Origin of the sequence: Streptomyces sp. A0958 (assembly GCF_004795035.1) — a bacterium.
Classification (GTDB): Bacteria; Actinomycetota; Actinomycetes; order Streptomycetales; family Streptomycetaceae; genus Streptomyces.
This window is the reverse complement of sequence record NZ_SSBK01000010.1, coordinates 76726-96548: the sequence shown is the minus strand read 5'-3', so window position 1 is coordinate 96548 and position 19823 is coordinate 76726. Positions and strand designations below refer to the sequence as shown.

Genomic DNA, 19823 nt, shown 5'->3' with positions numbered 1-19823 from the left:
CAGGCCGTTTTACGTGTCCGGCCCCCTCGGAGCATGCTCCGAGGGGGCCGGACGGTTGTGCTGTGGCGTCAGGCGGCCGTGATGTTCTCGGCCTGCGGACCCTTCTGACCCTGGGTGATGTCGAAGGTCACCGCCTGGCCCTCCTGGAGCTCACGGAAGCCGGTGGCGTTGATGTTCGAGTAGTGCGCGAAGACGTCCGGCCCGCCGCCGTCCTGCTGGATGAAGCCGAAACCCTTTTCGGCGTTGAACCACTTGACGGTTCCGCTGGCCATGCCGGTGCCTCTCAGTCGATATCGGGAGCCGCACCACGCGGTCCCAGTGGCGTCGTGATCCACCCTGCACAGCAAGGCGCCCGCGCCGGAGCACGGGCGGGTTCGGCGAACCACGACTTCCGGCAGTGACGCTACATGGCGAAACCGCTCTCCACCAGAGAGCAACAAGTTCGCGTCGCGCCGGGGCGCGGAGAAGGCGCTGATGGGGGCGCGCCCCTCCAGGGCCGCCGACCGGTGAGCCGCCGGGCGGCCTCGGACACGCACTACCGCACCGAACACCCTTCATGCGTGAAGTTGCTTGCACAGCAAGCCATTTAAACATCTATTGACATCATCGGGCTCATGCACTGCACTGAGAAAGCACGCTTGTCATGCTCACTTTCAGCGACAGGAGTTGCCGTTCATGTCGGAGAGAACACACCGGTCCCGCGGATGGCGTACGGCCCTCACAGCCGTGGCCGCCGCCGTCGCGGTCTCGGGAGCCCTGCTCGCGCCCACCGCACAGGCGTCCCCCACGGCCACCAGCCCGAAGGGCCACGCCCTGGCCCTCACACCGCCGATGGGCTTCAACAACTGGGCCCGGTACGGCTGCAGCACCAACAACCCGAACACCGGGGACCAGGGGCCGACCCAGCAGCTCATCCTTCAGCAGGCCCAGGCACTGGTGGACACCGGGCTGGCGGCCAAGGGCTACGACACCGTCACCATCGACGACTGCTGGACCACCACCGCACGCGGCGCCGACGGGAATCTCGTCGCCGATCCCGCCAAGTTCCCGGCCGGCATGGCGTCCATCGGAACCCGGCTCCACGAGATGGGCCTCCGGTTCGGCATCTACAGCGACATCGGTACGGCGACCTGCGGCGGCTATCCGGGCAGTTGGGGCCACTTCCAACAGGACGTGGACCTCTTCGCCTCCTGGGGTGTGGACTACATCAAGCTCGACGGCTGCAACATGCCGTCGTCCGCCTCCGACGCCCACGGATACATCGGCGCCTACGGCGACTTCGCCGCCGCGATGAAGGCCAACGCCTCGGGACGCGACATGGTGTTCTCCGAGTCGTCACCCGCCTACTTCTCCATCGGCGCCTCCGACCTCTCCGACTGGTACGACGTCATCGACGGGGCCTCGAAGACCGGGCAACTGTGGCGCGAGGGCTACGACGTCAAGATGCGCAACGGCGGCGGCTCCGCATGGGACAAGAACAGCAACGGCGCCGGAGTCATGACGCAGTACGGCTACAACTCGCTCCTGTCGCGCTACGCGGCCCCCGGCAGCTGGAACGACCCCGACTTCCTCATCACCGGTGACGGACTGACCGCCGAGGAGTCCCGGTCCCAGTTCGCGCTCTGGGCGATGATGGCCTCGCCCCTCATCCTCAGCACGGACGTCGCCTCGCTCAGCTCCGACTCGCTCGCCACCCTCGGCAACACCGACATCATCGCCGTCGACCAGGACCCGCTCGGCAGGCAGGCCGGTGTCGTCTCCCGGGACGGCACCGTCGACGTACTCGCCCGGCCCCTGGCAAACGGCGACCGTGCGGTGGCGCTCCTCAACCGCGGCACCACGGCCGTCCCGGCGAGCGCCACCCTGTCCTCGGTCGGCTTCCTCGGCGGCGCGTCCTGCTCCGCATCGGTCAAGAACCTGTGGACCGGGGCCACCGAGACCACGTCCGCGATCGGAGCCACCCTGCCCCCGCACGGCACGGCCGTCTTCCGGGTCACCCCGGGCGCGGGCTGCACCGGTCAGCAGCCGACCGGACAGATCACCGGCATAGGGGGCAAGTGCGCCGACGACAGCGGCGCAGGCACGGCGGCGGGCAACCCGGTCATCCTCTATCACTGCAACGCCGGAGCCAACCAGCGCTGGACACAGCCCAGTGACGGCACCATCCGCACGCTGGGCCGGTGCCTGGACGCCGTCCACCGGAGCGACAGCACGTACACCGGCTACCGGGCCGTACTCAACCCCTGCGACGGCAGCTCCACCCAGAAGTGGTCGTACGAGCGCAACGGGTTCCTGAAGAACACCGGTCTGCCCGGGCGTTGTCTCGACGCGTACGCGTCCTTGACCACCGACAGCAACCCCCTGGTCGTCGACACCTGCGCCAACTCCCGCCCCAACCAGCAGAACCAGATCTGGGCCCTGGCCGAGTAGCGCGGACGGGGCTCGGACGAGCACGGAGGTGCCCGCCTCGCCCGGGGTGACCGATCCGTCGTACCAGGCGGCGAGGATGTCGTCGGCGAGTGGTGGCGCCTCGACCAGTCGTCCGCGCCGAGCCCCACCTTGCCGACCGGGGCGTCGACGTCGACCGACGGGATCGTGTCGCGTTCGGGGAGGGAGCGGCGGAGGGCGTCGGGCGCGGGCCCCCGCGGAGGATGCCGGCGCCCGAGGCGCCGGACCGGTCGCCCGCCGCCGATGCGGGGGCTCTGGCAGCCGATGGCGTTGAGCGTCACGGTGGCGCCGGGGCCACCGTCGACGGGGAGACGCCGTCCGGGCATGAAGAAGGTGCGGCCGGCAGGGGGGCTGCCGGCCGCACCGAGATCCGCCCCGCCTCGGTCCGGGAGATCGAGGTGAGTGACGGAAAGAGCCAGATCAGCGGACCGTCTCGCGAAGTTCGCCCTCCGGAGGGGCGAAATACGGTCTGCTGGTCAAGCCCTTCCCGCCACCGTTCTGGACGGGCACGGAATTCCCGCTGCAGGAACTGCCAGGAGAGGACAGCAGGAAGTCCGCACGTCAGGCGCGGGCCGACTGCTTCGAAGAGCCGCAGGCCCGTGCCTCACGCCGTCCAGCATGGAAGGTAAACAGACTGTTTTCTACGTCCAGTTTTTAGCGCTAAGCCACGTCGCGCCAATTAGGCTCACGCCCGCGCAACATGGCTCTGACGCGGGGGATTTGATCGCATGACCAACACCGACAAGGCAGCACTGCGGACGCTCCTGAAAGTCCGTCGTGCACTGATCGACCCGACGGGGCACGGTTTTCACCGTTCGTCCGGCCAGGGGCGCCGTGCGCCCGGGCTGTCGCAGCATCAGGTCGACCAGCTCCTGCACCGGACACCCGGTACGTACCGCCGCCTCGAGTCCGGAGCTTGGCCGAAGCCGGACACCGGCTTCCTCCGTGACGTGGCGATGCTCTTCGCTCTCAACGAGCAGGAGTGGGTGTCGCTGTGCCGGTACGCCGGGATAGGCGACCCACCCGGGCCGCTCACCTCCCGCTCGGGCAAGGAGGTGCCCGGTGTGTGGCAGGAGGCCGTCGACGGCATGACCCATCCGGCGTACATCACCGACGCCTCGTGGGAGCTCATCGCGTACAACAGCGCGTTCGCCCGGCTGTTCTCCGGCGGGCGGGTTCCGACGAACACGATGCGGTGGATGCTGCTCGAACCCCAGGGCCGCACCATGCTCATCGACTGGGAAAGGGCATGGGCCCCCCTCGTCGTGCCCCAGCTCCGGGCGGCGCTCTCCAGCCGACCCGACGACGAGGTGCTCCGCCGGATCGAGAAGGACGTCCTGGCCGATCCGCAGTGCGCGCCGATCTGGGACTCGGGCGGCGCGCACATCCATCCGGACGGCGACGAACGGCCCATTCGCCATGCCGTCGACGGTCCGGGCTGGGTGACGATGTGCGCGGCACAGCCCCTGGCCGCCCCCGGCGCGCGTCTGATCGTTCTCATCTTCCATGCCGGGGCACGGCGCGCCCACTCCCGCACTCCGGTCCTGCGTGCCCCCTGAGGTCTTCCCTCCGGGCTCCCGCAGTGCTCTGATCAGGGCGATGCGGCCTCTGGTGGCTTGGGTTGTGCCCCATTCCACAACGCCGCCGCAACGTGCCTGCCGGAGGATGTCGTGCCCGCCTACATAGCCCGCCCCACCACTGTGTTCCCCGCTCACAAGGTCACCACCGGGGAAATAGCCGACGACATCGGCGTGCATCACCCCGACCACCCCCGGCTCGCCGCGATCCTCCGCATCGTGAGCAATACCGGGGTCCGCAGCAGGTACTTCACCCGGCCGTTGGACGCGCCGACGGTGTCGGGGAACGCGGGCGTCGCGGCCCGGTCCACCGCGGCCTTCGGCGACGCGGTGGACATGGCGGAGCAGGCGGCGCACGGCCTCCTCGGCGCGTACGGCCTCGGCCCCGGCGACGTGGACGCGATCATCACGACGCACTCGACGGGGTGGGCCGTCCCGAACATGGACATCCACCTCCTGGACCGTCTCGGACTGCGGCCCGGTGTCCGGCGGATCGCTCTGACATCGTTGGCGTGCGCGGGTGGCGCCCAGGCGCTGATCCGGGCGGTCGACATGGTGACCGCGAGACCCGGCTCGACCGTCCTCGTCGTCGCCGCGGAGGTCATCTCCGCCGTCTACAGCCACGAGGACGACGCCGTCGAGCACATGATCTACAAAGCGCTGTTCGGGGACAGCGCGGCCGCCACCCTCGTCACCAGCGCACCCCTGGGCCCCGGCTTCCGCGTCGATTCCCCGGCCGACACCTACGAGCACGTCCTGCCGCACAGTCTCACCCGCTACGCCGGCCGCGTCGATCACACCGGATTCCACTTCGACAGCACCAAGGAAGCGCTGAGCGCCGCCGACGACGTGCTGCCCGATCTACTGGCCTGGCTCGGCCGGACCGCCGTCGGCTTCGGCGTCGTCCATCCCGGCAGCGCCCGCATCATCAGCGACACCGCGAGGGCACTCGGCCTCGACACCAACGACACCCGTCACTCCACCGCCACCCTCTGCGACGAGGGCAACCTCGGAGCCGTCTCCGTGCTCCGCATCCTCGAACGCACCCATGCCGAACCCCCGCAGGCCGGCGCCACCGGGGTCGTCATCGCTTACGGGCCGGGGTTCGCGACCGCCGCCCTGCGTGGCACCTGGACCGTCTGAGCGCCCGGCGACCCGAAAGGACCGCAGCGGTGCGCGACGGGTGTGGGGGCTCAGCGGCGCAAGGACCCCCGGCCGTTGCCGATGCCGGCTACGTGCAGGGCCAGCAGGGCCAGGCCGATGAGCATGACGTTGACGGATGTGAAGACCTCGTTGGTGGCGATGTCGGCCGCGTTGATCAGGAAGGCGATGACGAAAAGTACCGCCGCAGCTATGCCCAGCATGACGTGACTCCCTCTGTGTGGTGGGACCTACATGTGCCCCGGTCCCGAGGAATCAGGCCACCGGGCGCGGCAGTCGGCGGCGGCGGGCTCGGGTTGACGGGTGGTCGCGGGACCGGTTTGCTGGCGCGATGACCGATCTTCGTATCGAACGGGTGGACGGCGACGCCGCGCTCGTGGACTGGCAGTCCGTCCACGACGCCATCATCCCCACGGCCGTTCTGACGCTCGCGGAGGTGAGTGAGCGCGCCCGGCGCAACCGGCTGTCCGTCGCGTACCTGGACGATGTCCTGGTGGGCTGCTTCACCGTGCGGCCGCCCGCCGCGGACGCCTCGGTGGCGACCGTGATCGCGCGCGTCCTGCCCGCCCATCGCGGCCGGGGGTTCGGCACGCGGCTGTACACGCACGGCCTGGCACTGGCCCGGGGGCTCGGCGCCGAGGTGGTCGAGACGTGCGTCCTGGAGTCGAACCCCGAGGGCCTGCGGTTCGCACTGAGTCAGGGGTTCGTCGAAACCGAGCGGTACGTACTGCCGGGTGGCACCGTGCCGTTCATCGATCTCAGGCTCGCCCGAGGCCGATGAACGGCACGCACGGGCCCGGGGCCTGCCGTCCCGCTCGGCAGGCCCCGGGCCCGGTGCCGCTGTGGTCAGGCCGTGTGGAGCGTCAACCCGTACCGGTTCAGGATCTCGTTGATCGGCTGGTGCCAGGTCTCACCGCCCGAGGCGCAGTCCCCCCATCCGCCGGAGGTGACGCCCTGGGCCTGGTCCCCGCTGATGAACGAGCCGCCCGAGTCACCGGGTTCGGCGCAGACGCTGGTCTTCGTCATCTCGTAGACCGCGCCCTGGCTGTAGTTGACCGTCTCGTTGGTGGCGAGCACGTTCCCGCAGTGCCAGTGCGAGGTGGAGCCGGAGCGGCAGATCGACGCACCGATGGGGGCCACGTTGGAGCCCCGGACGAGCTGGTCGGAGACCGTGCCCCAGCCGAGGACCACGGGGACGGTCCACCAGCCGTTGCCGACGCTGACCCACGCGTAGTCGTCGCCGGGGAAGGAGGAGCCCTGGAAGTTGCCTATCGCGGAGCCGTCCCAGCCGCTGACGCCGGCGCCGGCCTGGCCGCAGTGGCCGGCCGTGACGAAGCCGCCGTAGACGGAGAAGCCGATGGAGCACCGCACGTTGCCGGTGTAGTACGGGTCGCCGCCCACGGTGCCCGCCGAGAAGGTCCGGGGGGCCTCGGCGGTCTGCTCGACGGTGACGGGCCCCGTCTTCTCGGCCCGCTCGATGAACTTCTGGACATCGTTGTCAGTCCGCTTGGACGCGACGACGTCGATGACGACCTTGTTGGCGCGCGGGTCGACGTGCCAGCTGCTGACACCCGCCGGCGCGTCGAGCTTGTCGAGTTTCGCCTTGACCGAGTCGAGGCGTTGCTCGGTGTGGGTCACCAGCCGCACGGCGGCACCCGTGGCCCGTACCGCGGCCGCCTGCTGGTCGTTGGTGACGGCGACGGTGAGGTCGCCCGTCGCCGGGTCGAACCAGGAGCCGCCGTACGAGGCCCCGGCGGCCTGTCGCGCCTTCGGCTGGAGCGCGGTGGCGGTCTTCTCGGCGGAGAGCCGCGCCCTGGCCTGGCTCTCCGTCAGGCCGAGGTCCTTCTGCATGGCGGTGAGCAGGCCGTCGGAGGCCGGTGCGGTGTCGGCGGCGGCGCGTGACTGCGCGGCGGGGGCGTCCGCGGCGGAGGCCGAGGGGACGCCGGCACCGGCCCAGGCTCCGGCGAGGAGCACGGCGGACAGTGCGGTTCTCAAGGTTGTGGAGCGTCTCAAGGTCTTGGCCCTTCTGTTGTTCCGGCTGGGTGGGGGAGGAACAGCAGGCGTCCGAGGCGTCTCACCTGAGAGCGCTCTCAGAGTGTGCCGTACCGGACTGTAGCCGAAGAGTTGTTAGCAGGTCCATGCCAATTTCATGAGTGGCTGTACGGTCCGCCCGATGAGTAGGCGTACTCATCCCCCGCACCCACCCCCCTCCTACCGTCACATCAAATGAACGAGCAGGTCCGGGCGCAGCGGCGTGCCGGGGTACGGAGCGGGGGCGGGGCGGACATGGTCGGATCGTCGAGAACGCGCAGGGCCTGGGCAGGGATGGCCGGCGCGCTGGCGTGCGCGCTCGCGCTGGCGCTCACGGGGTGCGGGGTGGTGAGCACGAAGGAGGACCGCCGGTTCGCCGAGAAGCTGGCCGACACCTATCACCCGGACGTTCTCAAGGTGATCGAGGCGCACAAACTGATCCCGAACGCGGGCGGTTCGGAGATCACCTTCGCGATGACCGACGACCCCGACGCCGTGGTCCGGATGCGGGTGGACGCCGACGCGGGCACGTGCAACACCCACGAGTGCCGGGGTGTCATGGACGACGCGGTGCGGCGCGGCCGGCGGGAAGCGGCCGCGCTGCGGGTCCTCGTGGATACGTTCCGGCGCTGCGGCCACGAGGTGATCGGGGTCGAACCGTCGACCGGAGCTCCCTGGATCGTCGCCTCCCCCACCAATGCCACAGTGACCGCCCTGCTGAAGGACATCGGCTCCTGCGTGCGGCAGTGGAAGGAGGAGGCGGGCAGCGGAAAGGAGGGGACCGAGGTGAAGGGCGCTTCGGTGAGCCTGGCCTCGCCGTCCGTCGCCGAGGGCCGGCCCGCGGGAAGGAAGTCGCAGCCGACGGCGATGCGGCTGAGCGCGGCACCCTTGCTTGCGGCCCTGAGCTCGCACGACTACTACGAGGTGGGCTACGCGGCGACGGACGGGCGCATCGACGCCGGTTCGGGCAGAGCCCGGATCGTCCGGCCGTTCGAGGCGCGGGAGGAATTCGCCGGGGCCGTGCACAGCGCCGTCAGGTCCCGGCTCCGGGCGACCTACCCCCGCGTGCAGATCAGCGACTACGACTGGGTGTGGCGCCTGGAGCCCGGGACCGTCGACCGGGTCACCGGTTACGTGCTGTACTGCGAGGAGCCGGACGGGGACAAGTCGTGCCTGGGCGATCAGGCCGTGCTGGTGACCACGGACCTGCACGGCAAGCCGCTGGGCGGGCTGCGGCACGTCGGGAAGGTGCGCGAGGGCCGGGGACCGCTGCGACTGCCCCCGATGTGAGCCCTGTACGCCCGGCGCCCGCTGCCTCAGTTCAGGCGGGACGGTAGGTGTACGTGCTCCACAGCGCGCGGACCGCCGCGCTGTCCCGCCAGTGACCCGGCGCCGCCGAGGCGTCCGGCGCACCCCACACCCGCACGTGGTCGTTGCCCGGCTCCCACCCGGGTTCGCCCGTGGCTGCGAAACCGGCCCAGGCCGCGGTCATCCGGTCCGCGAGGCTGCGGTCCTCGGGCGTCGGCGGGCCGCCGCCGATGAGGAACTGAACGCTCTCCTCGTCCAAATTCCCGAAGGCGAAGGGCACGTCCGCGCAGTGCCAGGCGCGCACCAACGCCCGGTCTCCCCCGCGCCGCCGGTCGAACCGGGACAGGAAGGCGCGGCCGCCGGCCCGGGCGTGTGCGTCGGCGAGCCGGCTGCTGTACTCGCCGAACAGCAGGTCCCCGCACACCGCGAGGTGGAGGTCGTATGCGGAGGCGCCGGGCATGAGCGCCCGGTACCCGTCAAGCAGCGAGTCGGGCAGGCCGAAGTCGGATGCGAAGTGCTGGAGCCGCTCGGCCGTGGGGACGTCGGCGCTGCTGCCGACGGCGTCCATCAACCATCGTTCCTCGGTCGTGTGGCAGACGAGCAGGTCGATGTCCGGGGCGGCGCCGGCGGCGATCAGGGCCAGGGGGTCGTCGCGCAGGAGGTGCCCGTCGGCGACCGGCCCGTAGATCACCGGGTTCCAGTGCAGCCGGCCGGAGTCCGGTTCCCCGCGGTACGCGTCGGCAACCGCGTCGGAGGCCCGGACCAGCGCCTGCGGGGACGCGTCGGCCAGTGCGGCTCCGGTCGCGGGTATGCCCGTCTCGGCGGCCACCCGAGCCGTGACGCGCTCGGCGAGCTCCGGCGCGAAGCAGGGTCCGACCGCGCTGTGCGCGATCGCGCGCCGGAAGAGGCCCCGGGCGCCGTCCATCGCCATCAGGCAGACCACGGATGTGGCGCCGGCCGACTGCCCCGCCACGGTGACGTTGTCCGGTGCCCCGCCGAACGCGGCGATGTTGTCGCGGACCCATTCCAGTGCGGCGATCTGGTCGAGCAGTCCCCGGTTGGGCGGACAGGTGTGCGTGCCGTCGTCCGGTACGTGGCCGAAGCCCTCGAAGCCGAGGCGGTAGTTCAGGGTGACCACGACCATGCAGGTGCGGGCCTGCGCCGTACCGTCGAAGTCGGGCTGTGCGCCGGAGCCGAAGGTGTAGGCGCCGCCGTGTATCCAGACCAGCACCGGCAGCGGGCCGGCTGCGTGCGCGGGGGTCCAGACGTTGACGCTCAGCACGTCCTCGTCCCCGGGCCTCCAGGAGGGAGCGCCCGGCAGTTCGGCCGACTGCGGCGGGACGGGGCCGAAGTCCGTACAGTCGCGGACCCCGGACCAGGGGGTGCGGGTGCGGGGCTCCCGGAAGCGGTGCTCGCCGAACGGGGGCTCGGCGTACGGGATTCCGAGGACGGCGACGACGTCCCGGACCGGGGCCCGTCCACGTACCTGCCCGCATGCCGTGTCGTACACACTGCTCGTCAACGCTCTGCTGCTGCCCTTCGCTGTCCGCCCCCGGGCGGAGGCGGTGCTCAGGATGGCGCAGCAACCGGCCCGACGCGAACGGATTACGCGAGGGCTCACGAGCCGGCCCCGCGTTTGCCGCGGCCGCCGTGGCCTACGGCGGCCGGTGTACGGGCCGGGGTCAGCCGGCCTGGCCGATGGCGCTGCGGAGCATGGCCACGGTGGTCGCCGCCGCGGCCCGCTCCGCCTCGTCGCCCGTGGCCCGCACCCGCTCCTCCAGCAGCACCGCCGCCGCCTGGAGCACACCGACGCGTACGGGAACGCTCCGCATGGCCGTCAGCACGGCTGCCGCCTGTTCGGCCGGCGAGGTGGTCGCGGCCTGCGGGATGAGGGTGGAGATGCCGCGCCCGAGCGCGCGGTCACGAGGCGGCTGGGCCGCGGGTGTGGTCACCACAGAAGTCTGCCGCACACCGCACGCCGGATCGGTCAACGACCTGGCCGCGCCCGCGCGGTGTCCGGCGGCGCCCCGTCGTGTACGCGGCGCAACAGGGCGGTCAGCTGCTCGCGTTCACGGGGGTTCAGCGGCGCCAGGACCTCCTCCTGCACGGACACCGCATCGGCCTTGAGGCTTTCGAGCAGGGCGCGGCCCTCGGGGGTGACGGTGACCGTGACCCGCCGCCGGTCGGCGGTGTCCCGGGCCCGCTCCACCAGGCCGGCCGCACCGAGCCCGTCGACGATCTTCACGACGTCGCTGCGGTCGATCGAGAGCCGCGCGGCCAGCTCCCGTTGCACATGGGGGCCGAAGTCGGCCAGCGCCGCGAGCACCGCCATGTGCCAGAGCCGCAGCCCGCGTTGGGCCAGCCGGTCCGCGAGCCGGCCGCGCGCCGCCTTGCCGGTCTTGGACATGAGATAGGTCGTGAGTCCCAGAAGGCTGGGCGGGGTCTCGTTCATCGGGTATATCGTAGGGCCACACCAATAATGGGTCTTCACCTACCAAAGGAGTCGCCATGGACGCACTCCATCCTCGCCTGCTGGTCAGCCGGTTCGCCGATTGCTTCCGCTTCTATGACGCCGTGCTGCCCGCGCTGATCGGGGCCGCGCGGGCCAGTGGCGGCGCGTCGGGGCCGTACGCCCACTGGGACGTGGAGGGCCAGGGCGTGCTGGTGCTGTTCGACCGGAGCGCCATGGCGGTGGCCACCGGGACCACACACCTCCCCTCCGACGCGCCGCCGGCTCAGGACCGGTCGATGTTCGTCTGCCGCGTGGACGATGTCGACGCGGGGCTGGCGGTCTGTATCGCCCATGGCGCCGAGCCGGTCGCCCCCGCGTGCGACCGGCCGGAGTGGGGGCCGGGGCTGCGCACCGCCCATGTGCGTGACCCGGAGGGGCACCTCATCGAGCTGCAGTCGTACTGAGCGGTGCGCCCCGGGGTTATTTACGTGCCCAGGTACGCATGGCCGAGCGCGAGGCGAAGTTCGCGACGTCCTTGTCGAGCGGCTGGTCGGTGTGCTGGTGGATGCGCCAGGACGCCTTGATGCGGGGCTTTCCCGCGGTCACGTAGTCGGCGATCCAGAGCCCGTCCCCGGCGTACGACGTGGTGTCGTGATTCAGCCAGAAGTAGCGATTGCAGTAGAGCAGGACGCGGTGGTTCGGCCGCAGGCGTTTGACCTCGCGGATGAAGCTGTCCTTCTCGGCATTGCTGGCGCGGGTGCCCTCGCCGTTCTGCTCCCAGTCCACGGCGAGCAGATCGCCCGCCTTCTCGGGCGCTTTGCTCACGAAGTACTCGGCCTGCGCCGCGATGTTCCCGGGCCACAGGAAGTGGTAGAAGCCGACGACGCAGTCGGCGTCGCGGGCCCGTTTCGTCTGGTCGTTCAGGCGTGGATTGACGTAGGAACGGCCCTCGGTGGCTTTGATGAAGACGAAATCCAGTCCGTCCGCGTCGAAGGAGGACTGATGGGCGCTGACATCGACACCGTGCAGCATGGGCACCGCCTTTACAAATGACTAGCACTGTTCCGGTTGCATGCCCCCCGCATCCGCCACCCACCCCCACAGACCTCCACGAAAAGTGCGAATGCGCGTGTGTGCCGGGGCGCACGCTCCGGCACACACGCGCCGGACAGCGCGCGCCCATGATCCTTCCGGGGCCCCGTCGGTCGGTGTTCCGGGTGCGACGTCTGTGCAACGGACCACGGCCGCGGGGCGTTTTCGCTCCGGCAGCCGGACGCGTCACTCCCCGCCGCCGGATTTTATGTGACCGGTCAGTAAGGTGTGGGGGCGGGAGCCCGTCGGCCGTGCGGCCGGCCCGACGCCCGATGGTGACCGCAGCCGGCCGCGGAACGGAAGTGCTCCATGCCCCGCACCATGTCCGTGTCGGACAGCATCGTCGTGCCCGCCGATCCGTCCGACGTGTACACCCGGCTGAGCGACCCCACGGCGATGGGCCGCTGGAGCCCGGAGAACCGGGGTGCGCGGGTCCTGGGGGAACGCCGGGAGGCCTACGTCGGCATGGTCTTCGACGGCCGCAACAAGCGTGGCCCGGTGAGCTGGACGACGCGTTGCACGGTGACGGCGGCCGATCCGGGGCACCGGTTCGCGTTCCGTGTCCACGCGATCGGTGCCCGGCGGCCGTTGCTGCGGGGGCCCATCGCCACGTGGGAGTACCGCTTCGAAGCCGTGGAGGGCGGTACCCGGATCACGGAGACCTGGACCGACGACCGCCGGGCCTGGCCGGACGTGGTGGCCAACGCCTTCGACCGGGTGGCCACCAGGGGGCACACCTTCGCCGCGTTCCAGCGCCGGAACATCCGCACCACGCTCGAACGTCTCAAGGCGGCGCTGGAGGCCGCGCAGCCCTGACGCGCTGTCGTCCGTCACCGCGCCCAGTGCGCGGGGCGGCCGAGCGACGGCGGGAGGCGCGTGGCGCCACTCCCCCGGGCGGCGTTCAGCTGGGCCTGCGTCAGGAAGAGCGCCCCGGTCAGGTCTGCGCCCGACAGGTCCGCGTCCCGGAAGTCCGCGCCGATGAGGTCGGCCAGGCGGAGGTCGGCGCCGCTGAGGTCCGCCGCGATGAGGTAGGCGCCGCGCAGATCGGCTCCCCGCAGATCGGCCCCCTTGAGCCGGGCGCCGATGAGGTCGCCGCCGCGGTGGTTGCGCTTCTTCCGGCCGGGCGCGGTGGCGCGTACGAGTTCGCTGGTACGGGCCAGCAGGGCGGCGACCTCGCCGCGGTGTGCCGCGACGTCGAGGTCCGCGAGGGCGCCGGCTTCGAGGCGGGCGAGGCGTTCGGTCGCCTCCTGGGCGCGCCGTATCTCTCCGCGCAGGGGGCGGGCCGGCGCCAGGGTGGCCGCCTCGGTGAGATACCAGAGCAGTTCGTGGAGCTGCCGGACGACCGGGAAGACCTGGAACATCTGCTGCGCGGTGTCCGGGGCGCCGCGCCAGTCCCGTCCGCCGAAGGTCTCCTGCGACACCTTCTGGCCGGCCCCGAAGCAGTCGTACACGGTGCAGCCGGGGAAGCCCTCGGTGCGCAGCCGGGTGTGGATGCCGCAGCGGAAGTCGTCCCGGAGGTTGTGGCAGGGCGTGCCTGCGGCCTTGTTGACGGCGAAGTCGGCGGACCGGGTCAGGGTCAGTGCGACGCAGCACAGGGCGAAGCAGTTCCCGCAGTCGGCGCGCAGGGCGGCACGGCCGCTTCCGTCCGGGCGGTCGTTGTCGGGCACGGTAGGTGAGTCCTCCGGGGCACGGGGTTCGTGAGCAGCACTGGAGCCTATCGACTCCGCGCACGGCGTCCGATCCACGGGGCGGGCGCTCTCCGCTCCGCCCGTTGTCGGTGGGGCGGCGCACACTGGCAGCAGGACGGTACGGCAAAGGGGATGCGGATGGGCGCCGAGGCGGACAGCGGTTTCGAACCGGCCACGGGGGACGGCCCGTCGGACCCGGGGGCGGCGCGGGCGCGCGCCGCTTCGGTGCGGACCGCGTTCGCCGGGCTGCTCCAGATCAGGCGCCTGGCGAACGCGGGCCGTGCCGACCCGGAGTCCGTACCGGCGCCGTGGGAACTGCACCGGCCGGTACGGGCCGTTGCCCTGGCACTGGAGGCGGCGGGGCTGCCCGCGTCCGCCGTCGACCCGTCAGGGCGGCGGACGGCGAAGGGGTACCGGGTGGCGGCCGGGTCCTCGCCGGGCACCGTGCGGGTGGAGTGGCCGGGGCCGCCCGGCAGCGGGGCCGCGTACGAGGAGGAGGGCGAGCTGAACCGGTGCGCGGCGGCCCTGCGGGAGTCGGGCTGGACCGCGCTGCTGTACCGGGGGCCGCGCGGCCGCCGGTTCCTGGAGGTCGAGCCGCCGGCGGGCGGGCGTCGGCCGGACGGCCGATAGATGCCGTGCCGCAGCCCCTGACCCGGGGTCACTGTCAGACCCATGGGGGATGCTTGTGGGTCCGACACCTCTGACCGGGAGATGCTGAGATGCGCAAGGACGAACTCGCCGCGGCGCAGGCGTATGTCCGTTTGCTGGAGGCGACCCGGGCGGTCCTGTCCGATCCGGAGGACGCCCCGCTGTACCTGCCGTTGCTCGCCTCACCGATCGAGGAGGCCGACGGGGCGCTCAGGCGCGCGGGGCTCTCGGGCAACGAGACACGGTTCTTCGACCTCGTCCGGGCGCTCCGGCCGAGCCTGTCGGGCGGCGGACACTGAGCTGTTCCTCCCGACGGGCCCGGTGGTGGGGCCTCCGCTTCGGGTTCAGCCGGCTTCCGGTGCCGGTCCGAGGCCGAGTTCACGGTCGCCGAGGGGCGCGAAGTGGCGGGCCACGTCCTCGTCGGTGACCAGGGAGAGCTCGGCCGGGTTCCACCGGGGGTCGCGGTCCTTGTCCACGATCTGCGCCCGCACGCCCTCCACCAGGTCGGGCCCGGCGAAGGCGGCGGTCGAGACGCGGTACTCCTGGTCGAGTACCGCTTCGAGGCCGCCGAGGCGGCGCGCCCGGCGCACGGCTTCGAGGGTCACCTTGAGCGAGGTGGGCGCCTTGGCCAGGATGGTGGCCGCCGCCTCCTTGGCCGCGGGGGCTCCGTGGCCGGCGAGGCGGTCAACGATCTCCTCCACCGTGTCCGCCGCGTAGCAGGAGTCGATCCAGGCGCGGTGGGCGGCCAGCACGCCGCCGGGGGCGGGGCGGGCGTGGCGCTCGGCGGTCGCGGTGACGGCCTCGGGCGTGGTGCAGTCGCCGAGGTCGGCGACGAGGGCGGCGAGCCCCTGCGCGGGCACGAAGTGGTCGGCGAGGCCGCAGAGCAGTGCGTCGGCGGCGCCGATCGTCTCGCCGGTGACTGCCAGGTGCGTACCGAGTTCGCCGGGCGCGGCCCCCAGCAGATACGTTCCGCCGACGTCCGGGACGAATCCGATGCCCGTCTCCGGCATCGCGATGCGGGAGCGCTCGGTGACGATCCGGACGGAGCCGTGGGCGGAGACCCCGACGCCGCCGCCCATCACGATGCCGTCCATGAGCGCGATGTACGGCTTGGGGAAGCGGGCGATCCGCGCGTTGAGCCGGTATTCGTCGCGCCAGAAGTCCAGTGAGGCACGGCCGCCGGCCAGGGCGTCGTCGCGGACGGCGCGGATGTCGCCGCCCGCGCACAGGCCCCGCTCCCCCGCGCCGGTGAGCAGGACCGCGGTGACGGCGGGATCGTGCTCCGCCGCGTCGAGCGCTTCGGCCATGTGCAGCACCATGGCGTGGTTCAGCGCGTTCAGGGCGCGGGGCCGGTTGAGCGTGAGGTGGCGGACGCGTCCCTCGGTGTGCAGCGAGACGGGTTCCTCGTGGTTCATGCGTGCGCTCCGCTCAGCCCTGGTGCCTACCGTCCGCGGGTCACGGACGCTCTTCCGCTGCCATTGTGCGGGGAGCCCGCGAGACGAGGTATGAGGGGGTGGTCCGGGGCGCCGGCGCGCGGCGCGGGGCGGTTCCCGCTGTGGCAGGCGTACCGAACCGGCCGGACAATTGAGGCACGCCGTACGGCAGACCCGCCGGACGACCCTCGGAGCTGGAATGACCGATCAGAACCGGCCGCCGATCGTTCCCGGCCCGCCCGGCAGGCCGGCCGGCAAGACGCCGGCCTGCGAGACCGGCACGGCGGAGCGGCTCGCCCTGAACCGGACCGGCAGTTTCGAGTGGGATCTCGATGCCGGGACGATCGACATCGACGAGGCGGGCCTGCTGGTCTTCGGCGTGGACCCGGCCTCGTACGACGGGCGCCCGGAGGCCCTGGCGGAGCGGCTCGAACCCGAGGAGCGCATCCGCCTCGGCGTGGCGACGGACGACGCGCTGAGGAGCGGTGGGAGTTCGTACAGCGTCCACTTCCGGATTCCGCTCGATGACGGTCGTGATCAGTGGACCCACGTCCAGGGGCGCATCCTGCGCGGCGAGGACGGGAAGGCGCGCCGGGTGATCGGTCTGGTGCGGGACGCGACGGCCGAGGTCACCCATTCGGCCTTCGTGCTGGAGCTGGAAAAACGCCACCAGCGGCAGACCGACATCGTTGAACGAACAACGAGTGCTCTGTCGCGGGCGGTGACGGTGGACGACGTGACCGCGGCCCTGACCGGGCCAAGCGGGCTCGCCCGGCTGGGCGCGGACGGGCTGGCGCTCGGGCTGCTGGACAACGCGGCGCTGAACGTCATCGCGGTGAGCGGCGAGTCCATGGAGGCCGTCGACGAGCTGGGTTCGGGCCGCCTCGACCCGAAGTTCCCGTTGTCCGACACCGTGCTGAGCGGGCGGCCGCGGTTCGTGAGCTCCCTGGAGGCGCTGACCCGGCGCTACCCGGTGCTGGAGCCGTACGTGGGGCGTCTGAAGTTCCAGGCGGCGGCCTACCTGCCGCTGGTCGCGCAGGCACGGTCGCTCGGCGGGCTGGCCCTCTTCTACCGCGAGCGCACCGCCTTCAACCCGGACGAACGCATTCTCTGCCTGGGGCTCGCGGCGATCGTCGCCCAGTCCCTCCAGCGGGCCAAGCTGTTCGACGAGGAGCGCGAGTTCGCCACCGGGCTCCAGTCCGCGATGCTGCCGCGCCGCATCCATGACATCGAGGGCGGCGAGATCGCCGTCCGCTACCACGCGGCGTGGAGTGGCCGCCAGGTCGGCGGCGACTGGTACGACGTCATCGCGCTGCCCAAGGACCGCTTCGGGATCGTGGTGGGTGACGTCCAGGGCCATGACACGCACGCGGCCGCGATCATGGGCCAGCTCCGGATCGCGCTGCGTGCGTACGCCGCCGAGGGGCATCCGCCGTCGACGGTGCTGGCCAGGGCCTCCCGGTTCCTCGCCGAACTGGACACGGACCGCTTCGCCACGTGCACCTACGCCCAGGTCGATCTGGAGACCGGAACCCTGAGGGTGGTGCGGGCCGGTCATTTCGGGCCTCTGATCCGGCACATGGACGGCCGGGTCGGCAGCCCGCGGGTGCGTGGAGGCATGCCGCTGGGCATCTCGACGGACTTCGGTGACGAGGAGTATCCGGAGACCCGGCTCGACCTGGTGCCGGGCGAGACCCTGGTCCTGTACACCGACGGGCTGGTGGAGGAGCCGGGCGCCGACATCGACGCCGGGGTGCGCACCCTGATCACCGAGGTCAGCGCGGGGCCGGCGGGTGCCGAGGCGCTGGCCGACCATCTGTCGGACCGGCTGTGGGAACGCTGGGGCTCCGGTGACGACGTCGCGTTGCTGGTGCTGCGCCGCAGCCCCGACCCGGGCTCGCCCCGGGCGCCGAGGCTGCATCAGTACATCCACCAGGCAGATCCGGAGGGGCTCTCCGAGGCGCGGACGATCGTGCGCCAGGCCCTGACCGACTGGGAGATGGCCGAACTCGCCGACGACGCCGAGCTGGTGACCGGCGAACTGCTGGTGAACGTGCTGCTGCACACCGAGGGCGGCGCCGTCCTCACCCTGGAGGTGCTGCCCGAGCCGGTGCGCCGGGTGCGGCTTTCCGTGCAGGACCGCTCCAGCGTGTGGCCGCGGCGCCGGTCGCCGGGCGAGACCGCGACCTCGGGCCGCGGTCTGCTGCTGCTGGACGCCGTCGCCACGCGGTGGGGCATCGAACCCCGGGGCGAGGGCAAGGCGGTCTGGTGCGAGATCGGACCGGCTGCGCCACCCGCCTCGCCTCCCGTGCACCGGCGCGTCGCGGAGCCGCTGACGGACGACCCGGGCAACGGACCGGGGACCAGGGACGCAAAGGAGTGACGGGCGGCCAGCGGTGAAGGGCTGACGGCGTGACGGCGGTGACGGCGTGACGGCGGTGACGGGCGGACAGCGGTGACGGGCGGACAGCGGTGAAGGGCGGACAGCGGTGAAGGGCGTACCGCCCACGCCTGGCGTGATGCGGTACGCCCCTCGGCCGACCGGCCGGGCGCTGTGCGCGTCCGGCGTGCCGGACTACGTCAGTGCTGCGCGGTACGGCGCTTGCGCACGGACCACATGATGCCGCCGCCGGCCAGCAGCACGGCAACGGCCGCGCCACCGATGATCGGCGTGGCGGACGAGGAACCGGTCTCGGCCAGGTCCGGCGAGCTGGGGCTCGGCATGGCTGCGGCGGGCGCAGACGGCGAAGCGGACTCGCTCGGCGTGTCGGTCGGGGTCGGGGTCGGCGTCGGAGACGAGGTGGTCGGCGTCTCGGACGGCTTCGTCTCGGTCGGGGTCGGCGTGGCCGTCGACGGCGGGGTGCTCTCCTCGCACACCGGCGCCTGCTTGGTGTCGCCCTTCGAGTACCGGTCGCCGTCACCGGCCTTGACGACCAGGTGCACCGTCAGGGGCTGGTCGTGCTCCGGGAGGGCGATCTTCTTGTCGAACCCCTCGCCGAACTTCTCCGTCGGCAGCAGGTCCTTGCCGTCGACGGTGACGGTCACCTCGTTGGTGACGCTGCCGTTGTACTGGGTCAGGTGCAGGCTGACTTCGTCACAGGTCACGTCCCAGGTGGGGGTGTGAGCTGCGGCCGGGCCGGCGGTGAGGACCGCGCCGGACAGACCGACAACCGCGGCGGCGGCGAGTGTTCCCGCAGCACGCCACGATCTCCTGGGTATGGTCATGGATTTTTTCCTCCGCAGATGTTTCATCGCCCGAATGGCGGTGGAGCGCACAGTACTGCCCCCGTCCCCGATGTGTGCACCCACCCCACAGCCGATTCCGCGTCACAACAACCCCCACACCCTCGCCGGTTGGGACATGCCGGACACCGGCCGGCGCGGGGTGCCCGCCGTGTGGTGGCGTGAAGTGAGCGCCCGGCGCCGGACCGTGCCGACCGCGCCGCGGTGGGCCGCCCGACACCGTCGGCTTCCCCGCGCCTTCAGAGCCTGCGGTGCATGATGTGCAGTCCCACGAAGCCCTTGACCGGGTGGTTGAAACCTTCCGGCAGCGTGCCCAGGATCTCGAAGCCGAGCGAGCGGTAGAGCCCGACCGCGGCGGTGTTGGGCTCCACCACCGCGTTGAACTGCATGGCCCGGTAGCCGGCCGCACGGGCCCAGTCGAGGGTGTACTCGCACAGTGCCCGCCCCACGCCCTGCCCGGAATGCCGAGGGTCGACCATGTAGCTGGCGCTGGAGATGTGCGATCCGTTGCCCATGTGGTTCTTGTTCATCTTCGCCGCGCCCAGGACGGTCCCGTCGTCGGCGACCGCCACCACGGTCCGGTGCGGCGGTCTCAGGAGCCACCAGTCGGCGGCGTCAGCCTCCTTGAGGTCGAGCGGGTAGGTAAAGGTCTCGCCCGCGGAGACGATGTCGTGGAAGAAGGGCCAGATGGCCGGCCAGTCCTCGGTGGTGGCTTCCCTGATCAACATGGCGCAAAGAATGC

General features: G+C 71.7%; 21 protein-coding genes. 10 read left to right on the top strand and 11 right to left on the bottom strand.

Going from position 1 to position 19823, the window contains the following annotated elements:
- Positions 1-68: 68 nt before the first annotated feature.
- The gene (locus E6P78_RS13460; RefSeq protein ID WP_018552900.1) at positions 69-272 is read right to left on the bottom strand and encodes a cold-shock protein; all 204 of its coding nucleotides are present in this window, start codon (positions 270-272) and stop codon (positions 69-71) included.
- A 403-nt stretch (positions 273-675) separates the two neighbouring features.
- Here E6P78_RS13460 and E6P78_RS13455 point away from each other — a divergent pair, with 403 nt between their 5' ends.
- The 3 genes from E6P78_RS13455 (at position 676) to E6P78_RS13445 (ending at position 5168) form a co-directional block, all read left to right on the top strand.
- Positions 676-2430: a ricin-type beta-trefoil lectin domain protein gene (locus E6P78_RS13455; RefSeq protein ID WP_136203806.1), complete on the top strand. Its 1755-nt coding sequence runs from the start codon at positions 676-678 to the stop codon at positions 2428-2430.
- A 746-nt stretch (positions 2431-3176) separates the two neighbouring features.
- Positions 3177-4007: a helix-turn-helix transcriptional regulator gene (locus tag E6P78_RS13450; protein ID WP_136203805.1), complete on the top strand. Its 831-nt coding sequence runs from the start codon at positions 3177-3179 to the stop codon at positions 4005-4007.
- Between the two features lie 111 nt (positions 4008-4118).
- On the top strand, positions 4119-5168 hold the full coding sequence (locus tag E6P78_RS13445) for a PhlD (protein WP_136203804.1): 1050 nt from the start codon (positions 4119-4121) through the stop codon (positions 5166-5168).
- A 50-nt stretch (positions 5169-5218) separates the two neighbouring features.
- Here the strand turns inward: E6P78_RS13445 and E6P78_RS32755 are convergent, their stop codons facing one another.
- Complete coding sequence (locus tag E6P78_RS32755; RefSeq protein ID WP_168712616.1) at positions 5219-5389, bottom strand: hypothetical protein; 171 nt, start codon at positions 5387-5389, stop codon at positions 5219-5221.
- 128 nt (positions 5390-5517) lie between these two features.
- Between E6P78_RS32755 and E6P78_RS13440 the strand changes: the two genes are divergently transcribed.
- Complete coding sequence (locus tag E6P78_RS13440; protein WP_136203803.1) at positions 5518-5967, top strand: GNAT family N-acetyltransferase; 450 nt, start codon at positions 5518-5520, stop codon at positions 5965-5967.
- A gap of 65 nt (positions 5968-6032) precedes the next feature.
- Here E6P78_RS13440 and E6P78_RS13435 read toward each other — a convergent pair whose 3' ends face one another.
- A complete protein-coding gene (locus E6P78_RS13435; protein ID WP_206307800.1) occupies positions 6033-7199 on the bottom strand; it encodes a S1 family peptidase in 1167 nt (388 codons plus the stop codon).
- 312 nt (positions 7200-7511) lie between these two features.
- Here E6P78_RS13435 and E6P78_RS13430 point away from each other — a divergent pair, with 312 nt between their 5' ends.
- Entirely contained in the window at positions 7512-8507 is a 996-nt protein-coding gene (locus E6P78_RS13430; RefSeq protein WP_136203868.1) for a hypothetical protein, read from the top strand.
- A 31-nt stretch (positions 8508-8538) separates the two neighbouring features.
- On the opposite strand, the gene E6P78_RS13425 is transcribed toward E6P78_RS13430, so the two are convergent.
- The 3 genes from E6P78_RS13425 to E6P78_RS13415 form a co-directional block, all read right to left on the bottom strand.
- Complete coding sequence (locus E6P78_RS13425; protein WP_136203867.1) at positions 8539-10035, bottom strand: carboxylesterase family protein; 1497 nt, start codon at positions 10033-10035, stop codon at positions 8539-8541.
- 172 nt (positions 10036-10207) lie between these two features.
- Positions 10208-10477 carry a hypothetical protein gene (locus E6P78_RS13420; protein ID WP_136203801.1) on the bottom strand — a complete coding sequence of 90 codons (270 nt, stop codon included), beginning with the start codon at positions 10475-10477 and terminating at the stop codon, positions 10208-10210.
- Between the two features lie 35 nt (positions 10478-10512).
- Positions 10513-10977 (bottom strand): MarR family winged helix-turn-helix transcriptional regulator, encoded by a 465-nt coding sequence (locus tag E6P78_RS13415; protein ID WP_136203800.1) that lies wholly within the window; start codon positions 10975-10977, stop codon positions 10513-10515.
- Positions 10978-11033: 56 nt separating this feature from the next.
- On the opposite strand from E6P78_RS13415, the gene E6P78_RS13410 reads away from it, so the two are divergent.
- On the top strand, positions 11034-11441 hold the full coding sequence (locus E6P78_RS13410; protein ID WP_136203799.1) for a VOC family protein: 408 nt from the start codon (positions 11034-11036) through the stop codon (positions 11439-11441).
- Between the two features lie 16 nt (positions 11442-11457).
- Here E6P78_RS13410 and E6P78_RS13405 read toward each other — a convergent pair whose 3' ends face one another.
- Positions 11458-12009 carry a glycoside hydrolase family 25 protein gene (locus tag E6P78_RS13405; protein ID WP_136203798.1) on the bottom strand — a complete coding sequence of 184 codons (552 nt, stop codon included), beginning with the start codon at positions 12007-12009 and terminating at the stop codon, positions 11458-11460.
- Positions 12010-12378: 369 nt separating this feature from the next.
- Here E6P78_RS13405 and E6P78_RS13400 point away from each other — a divergent pair, with 369 nt between their 5' ends.
- Positions 12379-12885 carry an SRPBCC family protein gene (locus E6P78_RS13400; protein ID WP_136203797.1) on the top strand — a complete coding sequence of 169 codons (507 nt, stop codon included), beginning with the start codon at positions 12379-12381 and terminating at the stop codon, positions 12883-12885.
- A 14-nt stretch (positions 12886-12899) separates the two neighbouring features.
- Here E6P78_RS13400 and E6P78_RS13395 read toward each other — a convergent pair whose 3' ends face one another.
- Positions 12900-13736 carry a pentapeptide repeat-containing protein gene (locus E6P78_RS13395; RefSeq protein WP_136203796.1) on the bottom strand — a complete coding sequence of 279 codons (837 nt, stop codon included), beginning with the start codon at positions 13734-13736 and terminating at the stop codon, positions 12900-12902.
- A gap of 159 nt (positions 13737-13895) precedes the next feature.
- On the opposite strand from E6P78_RS13395, the gene E6P78_RS13390 reads away from it, so the two are divergent.
- Positions 13896-14387 (top strand): hypothetical protein, encoded by a 492-nt coding sequence (locus E6P78_RS13390; protein ID WP_136203795.1) that lies wholly within the window; start codon positions 13896-13898, stop codon positions 14385-14387.
- An 89-nt stretch (positions 14388-14476) separates the two neighbouring features.
- Complete coding sequence (locus E6P78_RS13385; RefSeq protein WP_136203794.1) at positions 14477-14704, top strand: hypothetical protein; 228 nt, start codon at positions 14477-14479, stop codon at positions 14702-14704.
- Between the two features lie 45 nt (positions 14705-14749).
- Here the strand turns inward: E6P78_RS13385 and E6P78_RS13380 are convergent, their stop codons facing one another.
- A complete protein-coding gene (locus tag E6P78_RS13380) occupies positions 14750-15820 on the bottom strand; it encodes an enoyl-CoA hydratase/isomerase family protein (protein WP_136203793.1) in 1071 nt (356 codons plus the stop codon).
- A gap of 217 nt (positions 15821-16037) precedes the next feature.
- Between E6P78_RS13380 and E6P78_RS13375 the strand changes: the two genes are divergently transcribed.
- The gene (locus E6P78_RS13375) at positions 16038-18221 is read left to right on the top strand and encodes a SpoIIE family protein phosphatase (protein ID WP_136203792.1); all 2184 of its coding nucleotides are present in this window, start codon (positions 16038-16040) and stop codon (positions 18219-18221) included.
- A gap of 197 nt (positions 18222-18418) precedes the next feature.
- On the opposite strand, the gene E6P78_RS13370 is transcribed toward E6P78_RS13375, so the two are convergent.
- Both E6P78_RS13370 and E6P78_RS13365 read right to left on the bottom strand, forming a co-directional pair.
- The gene (locus E6P78_RS13370; protein WP_136203791.1) at positions 18419-19063 is read right to left on the bottom strand and encodes an LAETG motif-containing sortase-dependent surface protein; all 645 of its coding nucleotides are present in this window, start codon (positions 19061-19063) and stop codon (positions 18419-18421) included.
- A gap of 257 nt (positions 19064-19320) precedes the next feature.
- A complete protein-coding gene (locus E6P78_RS13365; RefSeq protein WP_136203790.1) occupies positions 19321-19809 on the bottom strand; it encodes a GNAT family N-acetyltransferase in 489 nt (162 codons plus the stop codon).
- Positions 19810-19823: the final 14 nt, after the last annotated feature.